The sequence below is a fragment of the Brucella oryzae genome (genome assembly GCF_041929965.1).
Classification (GTDB): domain Bacteria; phylum Pseudomonadota; class Alphaproteobacteria; order Rhizobiales; family Rhizobiaceae; genus Brucella; species Brucella oryzae.
This window is the reverse complement of the sequence record NZ_JBHEEO010000023.1, coordinates 13,751-26,505: the sequence shown is the minus strand read 5'-3', so window position 1 is coordinate 26,505 and position 12,755 is coordinate 13,751. Positions and strand designations below refer to the sequence as shown.

Below are 12,755 nucleotides of genomic sequence, written 5' to 3'. Positions count from 1 at the left end.
CGCCAATTGCGCGATCAACGCAATAGGCCCAACTCATCGGGTTGTTGACAAAGCCAAGCCCAAGGAGACAGGCACTCTGCTCCAGCAGTTCGGAAGCCGGCTGAAATCAGGAAAGGTTCTTGCGTCGCTCGATTTCTTCTTCCGAAGGGTTTTCCATCGCGAAAGAACCGGTCTTGAGGTCGCCTGAACGCTGATAATTGGCAATGATAACGCCGCTGGGCGATGTGGTGGAGCTGACCAGCTTGAAAGCTGATGGCATGGATTGACCGTCGAACAGGCGCTTTCCTTTGCCGAGGACGACCGGATAGATCAGCAGCCGCAGCTCGTCGACCAGATCGCTGGCAAGCAACTGATGAACGAGTTCGCTGCTGCCCGAGACTGACAGGTCGGGACCTTCGGTCGCCTTGATGGCTTTCAATGAAGCGATGATATCATCGCCCAAGAGTTCGCTGTTCTGCCAGTTCAGGCTTTCCGGCCTGTGCGTCGCGACATATTTCGTCACTTCGTTGAACATTCTGGCGATCTCGCCTTCGCCGGGCACGAAGCCGGGGGCGTTTGGGTCTGTCACCTGATGCGGCCAGTGGGCAGCAAAAATATCATAGGTGCGCCTGCCCAAAAGCAGGTCGAACGGCTTGGAAAAGCTTTCGCCCATGGCTCCGGCAACCACATCGTCCCAATAGGGTACTGTCCAGCCGCCATACTTGAATTGGCCGGTACGATCCTCTTCCGGTCCACCCGGCGCCTGCATCACGCCGTCGAGGCTCAGAAACGTTCCAACAATGATCCGTCGCATGATTTTCCTCCCAGAAAAGCCCGCCACGCAGGGCGTACCTTACAGGCTGAGAGCAGTTCAGGATAGTCGCGGGCTGTCAGAAGGTATTTCCGCCGCCTTGCGCCTTTTGTGGTCGGTGCGTTCAGCGCGGGTGGAAAGCTCCGTATTGCCTTCCAGGTCTGTTTGCAGAATCAGGCCTTCCTGCTGCAGCCAGCGGATGATTTCGCCAAAGTCCCGATCATAATCCGGTTGTTGCATGGCTCATCTCGCCTCCGATTTTCATATGACGAGAATGCGCATAGCGGCCATCCCTTGCAACAGGCAGTCGTCAGGCGCGTTGCCAGACCGTTGGCTTGTTTTTCTGCCAGCCGTTCTTGTGGAGCAAAGGCGTGTCGTCATTTGCCTGGGAAGCCTGAGGCCAGCCGATGCAAAGATAGAGGCTGAAGCACCAGCTTGGCTGGACTTGGAAAAGCGTTTCCATTGCGTGTGGATCGAGAATGGAAACCATACCGACACCGAGTCCGAACGATCTTGCTGCCAGATTGAGATTCTGGACCGCCATCGCCGTGCTGTGTTCCAGAGTGACGGGCATGGATTGTCTGCCGAGGCCATGTCCTTCAATGGGGGCCGTTTCGGTGAAAATGGCAAGCTGCAGGGGAGCAACGTTTATGCCTTCCAGTTTCAAATCACGGTAATGCTCCGCGCGCGACCCCTCATAGATCTGTGCCGCTGACCGGTTGGCTTTCAGAAAGATATCGTGCACCGCTGCGCGTTTTACGGAACTTTCGACTGAGATCACGCGCCACGGGCGGGCATTGCCGACTGAAGGGGCATAATCCATCGCTTCCTGCAACACTGTGACGATCCCGTCGTCCAAGGGGGCATCGCTGAAGTGACGAACATCGCGCCGCCATTTCAGCAACTTAAAGAGAGCGTCGCGTTCGGAGGGAGAAAACTGCATCGACTGTCAAATCTGTTGGTTTGAATAATTTGGCTAAAAGCCCGAAGCGGCTGCAAGAACAATCGAGATGCAAAAAAGCCCGCTTGCGCGGGCTTTTTTGGGATGCTTCAGAACCTTGGTAGTGGTCCGAAGACTTGGAAATGGTGCCCAGAAGAGGACTCGAACCTCCACGCCCTTGCGAGCGCCAGCACCTGAAGCTGGTGCGTCTACCAATTCCGCCATCTGGGCGACGAGGACCCATCTAAGGGGTCGACCTGCCTCTGTCAATCGCGTTTTCGACATTCAGCCAGCTTTTTTTCAGCCAATGCTTTTTTCGCGTTGAAAAGGGCGTCGGGCGCATGGGCGCGCCCGACAAATTTACAGCCAGACGGCGATCAGGCTTCGAGGATTTCCTTCGAAGCGACGGTCGAATCAGCATTGAGCCGGTAAACGACCGGAACACCGGTATTGAGCTCCTGCTTGAGAATCTGTTCCGGCGTCAGGCCATCGAGCGCCATGATGAGCGCGCGAAGCGAATTGCCGTGTGCGGCGACCAGAACCGTCTCGCCGCGCAGCACATGCGGCTGTACCGTGTGCAGATAATATGGCCAGACGCGCGCGCCAGTGTCCTTCAGGCTTTCGCCGCCCGGAGGCGGGACGTCATAGGAACGGCGCCAGATATGGACCTGTTCTTCACCCCACTTGGCGCGGGCATCGTCCTTGTTGAGACCGGACAGGTCGCCATAGTCGCGCTCGTTCAGAGCCTGATCGCGGATCGTTTGGAGATCGGACTGGCCGAGCTGATCGAGAATGTGCTGGCAGGTCACCTGCGCCCGCGACAGCGCTGACGTGTAGGCAATGTCGAACTTGAGACCGGCGGCTTTCAGGCGCTGGCCAGCGGCCTTTGCTTCGGCATGGCCCTGTTCGGTCAGGCCCGGATCGCGCCATCCGGTGAAAAGGTTCTTGAGGTTCCATTCGCTTTGACCGTGACGGACCAGGACGAGAGTACGAGACATATGCAACGCTCCGTTAATAAAGATAATCAGTCATTCAGCCCGAGAACGTCGAGCATGGAATAAAGACCGGGCTTTTTGTCATAGGCCCAGAGTGCCGCCTTGATGGCGCCGCGTGCGAAGATCGAACGGTCTTCGGCATGATGCGAGAGAACGACACGCTCACCGGGACCGGCAAGAAACACCGAGTGATCACCGATGACCGAGCCGCCGCGCAAGGTTGCAAAGCCGATAGAGCCCGTTTCACGCGGACCCGTGTAGCCGTCGCGCACGCGGACACTGTTTTCAGCCAGGGCGATATCACGCCCCCTGGCTGCGGCTTCGCCAAGAAGCAGCGCGGTGCCGGACGGTGCATCGACCTTGTGCTTGTGGTGCATCTCCAGAATTTCGATGTCGAAATCTGCTGGATCGAGCGCTTGCGCTGCCTTCTGCACGAGAACGGACAGAAGATTGACGCCGAGGCTCATATTGCCGGATTTGACGATGGTTGCGTGGCGGGCAGCGGCCCGGATCTTCTCTTCGTCTTCCGTTGAACAGCCTGTCGTGCCGATGACGTGCACAATGCGCGCCTGCGCGGCGAGACCTGCAAATTCCACGCTTGCCGTAGGGCTTGTGAAATCAAGGACGCCCTGCGCCTTGGCGAAGACCGGCAGCGGATCGTCGGTGATCGTTACGCCGAGCGGGCCTATGCCGGCGACTTCGCCCGCATCCCGGCCCAAAAGGGGAGAGCTGGCGCGTTCGATAGCGCCGACCAGTTTCGCGCCTTCGATGGTCTGGATAGTGCGGATCAAGGTTTGTCCCATGCGCCCGCCAGCGCCGACGACGACGAGGCCCATTTCGCTGTTCTGCGTTTCTCCGCTCATCGGGGTTCTCCTGTCCGCAATTCTTCTGCCGTCTGTTCGGTGATGATATCGCCGTTGCCGCTCTGCAACTGATAGAAACGTGCATAAACACCGTTCTGGATGGCGATCAGATCGTCGTGACGGCCTTCCTCCACCACGCGACCGGCTTCCATCACCACGATGCGGTCCGCATTGACCACCGTGGAAAGGCGGTGTGCAATCACGATTGTCGTGCGGTTTTGCATGATGCCTTCCAGCGCCTGCTGGACCCGCTTTTCCGATTCGTTGTCGAGCGCGGACGTCGCCTCGTCGAGCAGGAGAACCGGCGCGTTGCGCACGATGGCGCGGGCAATGGAGACGCGTTGGCGCTGGCCGCCGGAGAGCGTCACGCCGTTCTCGCCGACCGGTGTATCGTAGCCCTGTGGCTGTTGCAGGATGAATTCATGCGCATGGGCGAGCTTGGCCGCCTCGATGATTTCCTCGTCCGTCGCATCCGGGCGGCCATAGCGGATATTGTCGGCAATGGTGCCCTCGAACAGATAGGGCTGCTGCGAGACATAGGCGATGGCGTGGCGCAGCGATTGCTTCTTGACGTGTTCAATATCCTGTCCGTCGAACAGGATTCTGCCGCTGTCGAGATCGTAGAAGCGCTGGACGAGATTGATGAGTGTCGACTTGCCCGCACCCGAAGCGCCAACCACGGCAGTGGTTTCGCCTGCCTTGGCGACAAAGCTGACGCCATGCAGCACCGGGGCGGTCTCGTTATAGGAGAAATGGATATCCTCGAAGCGAATCTCGCCGGGGCCTGCTTTCAGTTCCACGGCGTTTGCAAGATCGCGCTGGCGCGGCTCGATATCGAGCACTTCATAGATCATGCGCGCATTGACGAGCGCCTTTTCCAGCCCGACCTGAAGGCGGGCGAGGCGGCGAGCCGGATCGTAGGCCAGCAGCATTGCGGTGATGAAGGCGAAGGTTGCGCCGGGGGGCTGTTGTTCGAGAATTGCGCGATAGCCGCTATAGGCCAGCACGCCCGCCACGGCGAAACCGGCCAGCATTTCGGAAATGGGCGTCGTGCGCTCGGAAACCTTGGCGATCTTGTTGCTGCGGCCTTCGGACTGGTCGATAAGCTTGCCGATCTTGGCGCGCAGCTGATCTTCCATCGTAAAGGCCTTGACGATGGCAATGCCCTGAATCGATTCCTGCATCGCGCCCAGCAGATGGGAGTTGAGATGCACGAGGTCGCGGGTGACGGAGCGAATGCGGCGCGAAATATAGGCAACGGCCAGAATGAGCGGCGGTCCGATCAGGAAGATCGCAACGGACAGTATAGGGTCCATATAGAACATCGTGCCGACGAGGCCGACAAGCGAAATGAGATCGCGCGCGATTGACGAGATCGTCATGTTGAGAAGATCGCGAATGCCGGAAACATTCTGGTTGATCTGCGCCGCCAGATGACCTGAACGTGTATCGTTGTAGAAATCGAGACCGAGCTTCATCAGATGGTCGAAAATGCGCTTCTGATAGCGCGCGACCAGATTGTTGCCGATCTTGGCGAGTTCCACCGCCTGTATGTAACCGGAAAAGCCGCGCAATAAGAAAATGGCCAGCAATGTGCCGCAAATGACCCAGACGAGACCGAGATTCTGCTCGTAGAAGATCTTGTCGATCATCGGCTTCATCAGATAGGCCAGCGCGCCATTCGATGCGCCGACAATGAGCGATGCCAGAATGGCGATAATGTAGTTCTTCTTATATTCGCGGATGTTTTCCGACATCATGCGCCGGATTACGCGGGTGGCTTCGCCCGTATCGATCTTCTTGTTTTTCTTCTTGAATAGACTCACGTGCCAAAGCGCTTTTTGTCTCTTAGCCTCCGCAGATCGGAGGCTAGTGTTGAAAAATACGACTTCCCATACGGAAACGCTGCACTGAAAAAGCCGGCGGCAATTCCCATGCAGCGTTTCTATAACGTTATCCGTGCGGCTTGACCATCCTCAAGCTTTACTGCTCAGAGCGGGATGATGGTTCAGCTTAAAAACATCCCGCTCTAAATTTTTGCTTGAGCATGACTTTACCCGAAAACCGGTTCCCACTTTTCGGAATCATGCTCTGATGCGCCAGCGGCGTCCTTCGGTTGCGACTTCAAAACGGGCAGGGGCCTGCGCAAAGGCGGAAAGCCCGGCGAGAGCCGCAAGCTGGTGCGTGATCACGCGGACAGGAATGTCGCGCATGATGGCTTTGTGCGGGGCCTTGTCCTCGAATGCTTCGCGAAAGGCGCCAGCCTTCAGCGCGGCAAGAATGCGCTGCGGAATGCCGCCGGAAAGATAGACGCCGCCATGCGCCATGAAGACCAGCGCCAGATCGCCAGCAACGCGACCGAGATAGGTGACGAACAGATGCAAGGTTTCTTCCGCTTGCGCATTACTGCCATCGAGCCCGGCTGAGGTGATGTCGGCGGGCGTCTCCAGCGTCGGCGTCACCTTGTCGGCGGCGCATATGGCGAGATAGAGATTGCGCAGGCCGCGCCCGCAAAGGATCTGTTCGCCTGCAACGCGGCCCTCGATGCGTTCGATATGCGGGAAGATTTGGTAATCGCGTTCCGTGCGCGGGCCGATATCGATATGCCCGCCTTCGCCCGGCACCGGCACCCATGCATGGCGCGTGCGCACAAGACCGGCAACGCCGAGCCCCGTTCCGGGGCCAAGCACGACGCGGGTGGCGATCACTTCTTCCGGCTTGCCGCCGATCTGCTCCAGATGATCGCTGCCGAGCGATACGACGGCGAGCGCCTGCGCCTCGAAATCGTTGAGCACGGTCACGTCCTCGAAACCGAGATCGGTAATCATCTTCTTCGGACGCACGACCCAGTCGCAATTGGTGAGGTCGATTTCGTCACCGTCGACGGGACCGGCCACAGCAAGAATGGCGGAACGCGGCCGGATCGAGGTGTGATCGAGAATGGCGCTCTGTATCGCCTCATCGATGGTTGCATAATCCGCCGTCTGGAGAACAGGAAACTCCTTCGGCTCGGCATTGGAATCCACCAGGATAGCAAAGCGGGCATTGGTGCCGCCGATATCGCCGACGAGTACCGGAAACGGGAAACCCTGTTCGGCATGGCTAGTCACTTGCATGTCCTCTCCCTGGTCATGTCTTCGCTTATTGGTTGGTCGTGCCGGATCAATCAAGCGCTTTGATGAGCTTTTCGGCCGTCGCACGATTGAGCGCCATTGGAATGTCGTAGACGCTGCCAAGGCGCGTCAGCGCCTTCACATCGACATCGTGCGGAAGCGGCGACAGGGGGTCGATGAAGAAGATGAGTACTTCCACCGTACCCTCTGCGATCATCGCGCCGATCTGCTGATCCCCGCCGAGCGGCCCGCTTTTCACACGCTGAATGCTGAGCGATGGGCAGGCATCCAGAATAAGCCCGCCGGTCGTGCCCGTCGCCACGATGTCATAGCGGGCCAAAGCCTGCTCATGCGCTTTGGCGAAGGCGACCATGTCATCCTTCTTCTGGTCATGAGCGATCAATGCGATGCGCAGGCGTTCCGTCATGAATGAGCAACCTTACGAGTTGATAACCTTGTCATTAGAACATTTCCAGCAAAAGTGTGAAACGGTTTTACGTCAGAAAATGCGATGAAACAAACAGTTGGAGCGGTTCCGATCATTTTGTCATAACAGGAACCGCTCCGGCATTCTAAATCGTTTTAAATCTATAGCGAAGTGCCAAAGACCTGAAAAGCGCCAAAAGCCTCTACTGCACGCCGTAGGTCACATCGGCGACCGAATTCGGCGCGGGACCGTTGAGGACGGCGGCGCAGGCCTTGGGCAGATCCGAAACCATCACTGGACGCGGCTTTTTCGGCGGTTCCTTCGATGGCTTTGCAGGCTTCCATGGTTCGTCGGTAAACCACCAGGCGAGCGACTTGTCACAGCCGTCACCTGCCGCCACTTTCGGCTGCGGCTTGCATTGGGGCGAGCCGGGCTGGCAGGTCAGGCGAACGTGGAAATGGTAGAAGTGACCCCAATAGGGGCGAACCTTGCCGAGCCAGCTTCTGTCGCCGGTTACGGTGTCGCAAAGCTGTTTCTTGATGCCGGGATGCACGAAGATGCGTTCGACTTCCGGATAGCTTGCGGCATGTCTGATGAGGGCCGTGCGGGCAGGCGTCCACTTCTTCGGGTCGACATAGAGCGAATCCGGTTTCAGCATTGAAACGGCGGAAACGCTCTCGCGTTCGGCATCGGTAAACCGCTTCTTCGGCATGGGCGTCAGCCAGATATCGGCATCGAGGCCGACCTGATGCGAGGCGTGGCCGGTGAGCATCGGTCCGCCGCGCGGCTGCGAGATGTCACCGACGAGCAGGCCGGGCCAGCCGTCCTTTGCTGCATCGCGGGACAGTTTTTCCAGAAGGCCGATCATGCGCGGATGTCCCCAGCGGCGATTGCGTGAAAGGCGCATGACTTGCCAGTTCGGTCCGTCGGTCGGCAGCGCCACGGCACCGGCGAGGCATCCCTTGGCATAAAAGCCGATAGATTGCGGCTGCTGTGCCAGCACGGGAAGCGCTTCGCCACCGAAGGCCTGTTTGGCGGGCATGTCCTCCGCCATGGCCATTGGCACGAAGTCGGGCGCGATCATTGCGGCCAGCGAGGCTGCAAGAATGATCTTCTTCAATCTGTTTGCGATCATGGGGCAATTCCATGGTTTGCCAAAGGGCGCTGTGACTGCGAATCAAACAGCAAAGCTGCCGACATTATGCTGTGTGAAATACGGGCCATCAATGCCGGTCGGCTGTTTGTGTCAGCCGACCGGCATTTGGATCAGCTCCGTTGCAACCTTGCAAGCATGGTCAGGACCACAAGAGGCATCACTGTGCAGAATGCGATTAGCGGCCAAGCCGTGTCGCCGGGCAGCAAAATGACGAGCGCAGTTCCTGCGAGACTGACGATCAGGCTTTGAATGCAGAAATAGACCGCCACCGCCATGCCTGCATTGTCGTCAAAAGCTGCAAGCGCACCATTTGCCGTCATCGATGCGGTGAGAACGATCCCGATAGCGGCAAGCCACATTGGGACGATGAGGCTTGTGAATGATGGTTGCAGCAGTTTCTCACCCGCCAGAAGCAGGAGCGCGCTGGCGACGAGCACGCTCATGCCAAGTGCGAGGCTGGTACGCGCTCCCCATTTCTGCGTATGGCGTGGCAGGATGCGCGTGGCGGCGATCATGACGACGGCAACGCTGGCGAAGGCGAAGCTGAAGCCGGTCTCGCCGAAGCCGCCGCGTTCGATCAGAATGCGCGGCGCCGTGGAAAAGAACACGAAGAACGTGCCCATCGCTGTCGCGAAACCGAGCGTATAGGTCCAGAACCCGAAGTCCTTCACGATCCGGCTGAGACTTCTGGCTGCTGGCGCATTGTTGGTGGGACGTGTCTCGTGCCAATGGCGCAAGGCGCGCCACGTTACGACGAGACTGAAAACGCCCAGCAATGCGAAGATTGTCCGCCATCCGAAGCCCTTCGCAATCAGTGCGCCTGCAATCGGCCCAAGCGCAGGGACGAAGGAAAGCATGGCGCTGAAAAGGCTGTAGATCGTCGCGCCTTCGGGACGCTTCGCATAGACGTCGCGGACCGTTGCGAAAGTGGCGACAAGTGCCGCCGAAGCGCCCGTTGCCTGTACGAAACGAAGCACTATGAAAACTGTGGCATTGTCGGTGATCGCCAGAGCGAAGGACGAGAGGGCGAAAACCAATCCACCGCCAAGCAGGATGGGCCTGCGTCCGAAACGGTCCGACAACGGGCCGAACAGCAGTTGCCCGACACCCAGCATCACCATGTAGAGGCTGAGCGTCAGTTGCACCATGGCGGGTGTCGTTTGCAGGATGGCGGGCATGGACGGTACGACCGGCAGGTAGATGTCCATGGCCAGCGAGGCGAGAATGTCGAAGGGAGCCATCAACGCGAGCGCAAATGGCAGGGAATAACTCCAGCGTGGAGTCTGTTTGTTATCAAAAGGCATGACGAAGCATCCGCTCGAGAAAGAATTCGGGCGGCGATCTGCCTTCTTTAAAACGCGCGTCTCATCCGAAAACCGTCACACGCTTTTCGGGATGCGCTTTAAGGGAAATTGGTCCGGGGCAGATGCCGCAACAGGTCGGAAAGGCTGTTGCGGCTTATCTGGTTGCGAGTTCGGTGCTGCTCATTCTGTGTTGTCCCGGTTCGATTGCAGACCTGCTTTTAGCATTGGCGCGACTTCAGCGCCAGCTATCGTCGCGCCACATGGCTGAAAAGGCCGCCTTGTAGTCGGGATAGGCAAATTCATAGCCGAGATCCCTGATGCGCTGGTTGGAGACCCGTTTGTTCTCGCCATAGAAGGAGCGCGCCATTGGGGTCATGTCGGCTTCCGCGAAGGGGACTTCCGGCGGCGGCGTCACGCCCATCAGCTCGGCTGCATAGGTGACGACATCCTGCGGCGGGCTTGGTTCATTATCGGTGATGTTGAAAATGCCGTCCGTATTGGTGCCCGCCAGAAAACGCAAGGCACCGGCAATGTCTTCGACATGGATGCGGTTGAAGACCTGATCGTCCTTGATGATGCGCCGTGCCGTGCCGCGTTCCAGATTGACGAAGGCATTGCGGCCCGGCCCGTAAATGCCGGAAAGGCGCGAGATAGCGAGCGGCGTTCCGTGCCGTTCGCTCAATTGTCCCCATGCTTCTTCGGCTTCAACGCGTTCCAGACTGCGCCGGGATGCAGGCTTGCAGGGAACGGTCTCGTCCACCCAAGCGCCCTGATGGTCGCCATAGACGCCGACCGTCGACAGATAACCGATCCAGAGGATCGTATTATCGGGACGGCGAAGCGCTTCTTCAACGACGGCGACCGCCGGATCGCCGCTCTCGCCGGGAGAGATTGAAACGACCACATGGGTCGATTGCGAAAGCCGGTCCAGAAGATCGGGCGAGGGCGTTTCGCCGTCAAAGAGCATCGGCTTTATGCCTGCCTGTTCAAGGAGCGGGAATTTCTGCTCGTGTCGCGTGGTCCCGTCGATGCGTTCCGCCTCACTGGCCATTTTTCGTGCAAAGGCTTGGGCAGAATAACCGGCTCCGAACAGAAAAATGCGCATCAAACTTCCTCCATAGAGCGCCGTGCGTCCTTTGAGACGCACAAAGGACGCTCTAATCCACTGAATCTACGCATCGTGCTTTCCGAAAATCGATTCCGATTTTCGGGCCGATGCGGTATTCCACTCTGCCCGTACCGTAACATCCTCTTCCGATGAGGCCAGACGTTTCTGCATTTCAGCCACACGGTCAGGATCGGCCAATTGCTTCAAGGCCCATATGGCTGCGCCGCGCACGACAGGCGCTTCGTCTTCCAGCAGGTGTTCGATATCGGGCAGAAGAGCCGTATCGTCGGAATTGCCCGCCGCGATCAGCACGTTGCGGATGAAGCGGTCGCGCCCGATCCGCTTTACCGGAGAGCCGGAAAAGAGTGTGCGAAAAGCCGGGTCGTCCAGCGCCAGCAGGTCGCTGAGACGCGGCTCTTTCAGGTCGTCACGCGCTTTCAGCTTCATTTCGTTGGTTGCCTGCGCAAACTTGTTCCACGGGCAGACGGAAAGGCAGTCGTCGCAGCCATAGATGCGGTTGCCCATGAGTTTACGGAATTCGTGCGGAATCGGCCCCTTGTTCTCGATGGTGAGATAGGAAATGCAGCGCCGCGCATCGATGCGATAGGGCGAGGGGAAAGCCTTGGTCGGGCAGGCGTCGAGACAGGCGCGGCAGGAGCCGCAATGGTCGCGTTCCGGTTCGTCTGGCGGGATTTCCGCCGTGGTGAAGATCGAGCCGAGGAACAGCCACGAGCCAAGCTCGCGGCTGACCAGATTGGTATGCTTGCCCTGCCAGCCAAGCCCGGCAGCCGCAGCCAGAGGCTTTTCCATGACGGGCGCTGTATCGACGAACACCTTGACGTCCTGCCCGGCGCGGGCGGCAAAGCGGCTTGCCACATGCTTGAGCTTGCCCTTGATGATGTCGTGATAGTCGCGGTTCTGCGCATAGACCGAGATTGCCGCGCGGTCTTTTTCGTCCAGAATGGCGAGGGGATTGACATCCGGCCCGTAATTCATGGCCAGCATCATGATGGAACGGACTTCCGGCCACAGCACGCTCGGATCGCTGCGGCGCGCCTCGGTTTCCTCCATCCATTCCATGTCGGCATGGTGGCCATCGGCAATATACTGGCGCAATCGTTCGGGCGCTTGCGGAATTGCATCCGGCGTGGTGAAGGCGACGGCATCGAAACCGACCGCCTTCGCCTCTTCGATCAGGAAGCGCTTCAGCTTGTCTGTCTTCAAACTAGAAGTCGAGGTCGCCATAATGGGCCACCGGGGCAAGCCCGCGCACGCGGTCTGACAGCAACGGGCGGAAAGCCGGGCGCGATTTCATGCGGGCATACCAGTCGCGCGCCGCTTTGGTTTCGCCCCACTCGATTTCGCCCAGATAATCGAGCACGGAAATGGAGGCCGCTGCCGCCGTGTCGGCATAGCTTGGATGCGCGCCGCCGAGCCAGTCGCGGGTCGCGGCCAGCCAGTCGATATATTTCATGTGCTGACGGATATTGGTGCGGGCGGCGCGAATGGCGGTCGAATCCGGCGCACTGCCGCCCATCTCCGCCGCCATCTGCAGCTTGAACACGCGTTCGCGGGCGATGTGGCGGGTCACTTCATTTTCGAATTTCAATAGGAACCAGTCAACGAGGCGACGCACTTCGGCGCGCTCCATCGGGCTTTCCGGCAGAAGGCGGCGGCTGCGTTTCAACGCGCCGCGCGTTTCATCCAGATATTCGGCAATCACTGTCGCGCCGACGACCGGAAGGTCGTTTTCAGCCAGGAGTACAGGCAGGGTCCCCGCTGGGTTCAGCGCCAGAAATTCCTTGCGGCGCGACCACGGTCGTTCCTCGATCAGCTCCGCTTCAACGCCATATTCGCCGAGGATGAGCCGCACATAGCGCGAACCCGAGGACATGGGATGATGAAAAAGCGTAAGCATGATCGACGCGATACTCTCGACTGAAGCTTGAATTGAACGTCCGGCGATTAGCACGGCGGCTGGCGTTTGCGCATGCAGCAGGCTATTCCTGCTACCGAGCGATTCGACGCCGCCTCAACGGAATATAAAGTCTATAAGGGC

At 58.8% G+C, this 12,755-nt stretch carries 13 protein-coding genes and 1 tRNA gene; all 14 read right to left on the bottom strand.

The window, feature by feature from the left end; translation table 11 throughout:
* Positions 1–106: 106 nt before the first annotated feature.
* Entirely contained in the window at positions 107–793 is a 687-nt protein-coding gene (locus JNC70_RS18990; protein WP_104755754.1) for a dihydrofolate reductase family protein, read from the bottom strand.
* Positions 794–850: 57 nt separating this feature from the next.
* Entirely contained in the window at positions 851–1,030 is a 180-nt protein-coding gene (locus JNC70_RS18985) for a hypothetical protein (RefSeq protein ID WP_104755753.1), read from the bottom strand.
* Positions 1,031–1,100: 70 nt separating this feature from the next.
* Positions 1,101–1,733, bottom strand: a complete 633-nt coding sequence (bluB, locus tag JNC70_RS18980; RefSeq protein WP_104755752.1) for a 5,6-dimethylbenzimidazole synthase — start codon at positions 1,731–1,733, stop codon at positions 1,101–1,103.
* Between the two features lie 141 nt (positions 1,734–1,874).
* Positions 1,875–1,961 (bottom strand) — tRNA-Leu (locus tag JNC70_RS18975).
* Between the two features lie 146 nt (positions 1,962–2,107).
* On the bottom strand, positions 2,108–2,728 hold the full coding sequence (locus JNC70_RS18970; protein ID WP_104755751.1) for a 2,3-bisphosphoglycerate-dependent phosphoglycerate mutase: 621 nt from the start codon (positions 2,726–2,728) through the stop codon (positions 2,108–2,110).
* A 26-nt stretch (positions 2,729–2,754) separates the two neighbouring features.
* Positions 2,755–3,588 (bottom strand): 4-hydroxy-tetrahydrodipicolinate reductase, encoded by an 834-nt coding sequence (gene dapB / locus JNC70_RS18965; protein WP_104755750.1) that lies wholly within the window; start codon positions 3,586–3,588, stop codon positions 2,755–2,757.
* The gene (locus JNC70_RS18960; RefSeq protein ID WP_104755749.1) at positions 3,585–5,414 is read right to left on the bottom strand and encodes an ABC transporter ATP-binding protein; all 1,830 of its coding nucleotides are present in this window, start codon (positions 5,412–5,414) and stop codon (positions 3,585–3,587) included. Before JNC70_RS18960 ends, dapB begins: the two co-directional genes overlap by 4 nt.
* A gap of 258 nt (positions 5,415–5,672) precedes the next feature.
* Positions 5,673–6,704, bottom strand: a complete 1,032-nt coding sequence (locus tag JNC70_RS18955; RefSeq protein ID WP_104755748.1) for a glucokinase — start codon at positions 6,702–6,704, stop codon at positions 5,673–5,675.
* Between the two features lie 46 nt (positions 6,705–6,750).
* Complete coding sequence (locus JNC70_RS18950; protein ID WP_061345582.1) at positions 6,751–7,128, bottom strand: methylglyoxal synthase; 378 nt, start codon at positions 7,126–7,128, stop codon at positions 6,751–6,753.
* 202 nt (positions 7,129–7,330) lie between these two features.
* Positions 7,331–8,263 carry a penicillin-insensitive murein endopeptidase gene (gene mepA, locus JNC70_RS18945; protein WP_104755747.1) on the bottom strand — a complete coding sequence of 311 codons (933 nt, stop codon included), beginning with the start codon at positions 8,261–8,263 and terminating at the stop codon, positions 7,331–7,333.
* A gap of 131 nt (positions 8,264–8,394) precedes the next feature.
* Entirely contained in the window at positions 8,395–9,588 is a 1,194-nt protein-coding gene (cml, locus tag JNC70_RS18940) for a CmlA/FloR family chloramphenicol efflux MFS transporter (RefSeq protein ID WP_104755746.1), read from the bottom strand.
* Positions 9,589–9,823: 235 nt separating this feature from the next.
* Positions 9,824–10,693 carry an SDR family oxidoreductase gene (locus tag JNC70_RS18935; protein WP_104755745.1) on the bottom strand — a complete coding sequence of 290 codons (870 nt, stop codon included), beginning with the start codon at positions 10,691–10,693 and terminating at the stop codon, positions 9,824–9,826.
* A gap of 66 nt (positions 10,694–10,759) precedes the next feature.
* Positions 10,760–11,941 carry a tRNA epoxyqueuosine(34) reductase QueG gene (queG, locus tag JNC70_RS18930; protein ID WP_104755744.1) on the bottom strand — a complete coding sequence of 394 codons (1,182 nt, stop codon included), beginning with the start codon at positions 11,939–11,941 and terminating at the stop codon, positions 10,760–10,762.
* Positions 11,922–12,614 (bottom strand): glutathione S-transferase family protein, encoded by a 693-nt coding sequence (locus tag JNC70_RS18925; RefSeq protein WP_104755743.1) that lies wholly within the window; start codon positions 12,612–12,614, stop codon positions 11,922–11,924. Before JNC70_RS18925 ends, queG begins: the two co-directional genes overlap by 20 nt.
* Positions 12,615–12,755 lie beyond the last annotated feature (141 nt).

Coding starts and splice junctions, on each gene's coding strand:
- JNC70_RS18955 (WP_104755748.1), bottom strand. CDS start 6,704: ATGCAAGTGACTAGCCATGCCGAACAGGGTTTCCCGTTTCCGGTACTC.
- JNC70_RS18925 (WP_104755743.1), bottom strand. CDS start 12,614: ATGCTTACGCTTTTTCATCATCCCATGTCCTCGGGTTCGCGCTATGTG.
- JNC70_RS18935 (WP_104755745.1), bottom strand. CDS start 10,693: ATGCGCATTTTTCTGTTCGGAGCCGGTTATTCTGCCCAAGCCTTTGCA.
- queG (WP_104755744.1), bottom strand. CDS start 11,941: ATGGCGACCTCGACTTCTAGTTTGAAGACAGACAAGCTGAAGCGCTTC.
- JNC70_RS18970 (WP_104755751.1), bottom strand. CDS start 2,728: ATGTCTCGTACTCTCGTCCTGGTCCGTCACGGTCAAAGCGAATGGAAC.
- dapB (WP_104755750.1), bottom strand. CDS start 3,588: ATGAGCGGAGAAACGCAGAACAGCGAAATGGGCCTCGTCGTCGTCGGC.
- JNC70_RS18950 (WP_061345582.1), bottom strand. CDS start 7,128: ATGACGGAACGCCTGCGCATCGCATTGATCGCTCATGACCAGAAGAAG.
- cml (WP_104755746.1), bottom strand. CDS start 9,588: ATGCCTTTTGATAACAAACAGACTCCACGCTGGAGTTATTCCCTGCCA.
- JNC70_RS18985 (WP_104755753.1), bottom strand. CDS start 1,030: ATGCAACAACCGGATTATGATCGGGACTTTGGCGAAATCATCCGCTGG.
- mepA (WP_104755747.1), bottom strand. CDS start 8,263: ATGATCGCAAACAGATTGAAGAAGATCATTCTTGCAGCCTCGCTGGCC.
- bluB (WP_104755752.1), bottom strand. CDS start 1,733: ATGCAGTTTTCTCCCTCCGAACGCGACGCTCTCTTTAAGTTGCTGAAA.
- JNC70_RS18990 (WP_104755754.1), bottom strand. CDS start 793: ATGCGACGGATCATTGTTGGAACGTTTCTGAGCCTCGACGGCGTGATG.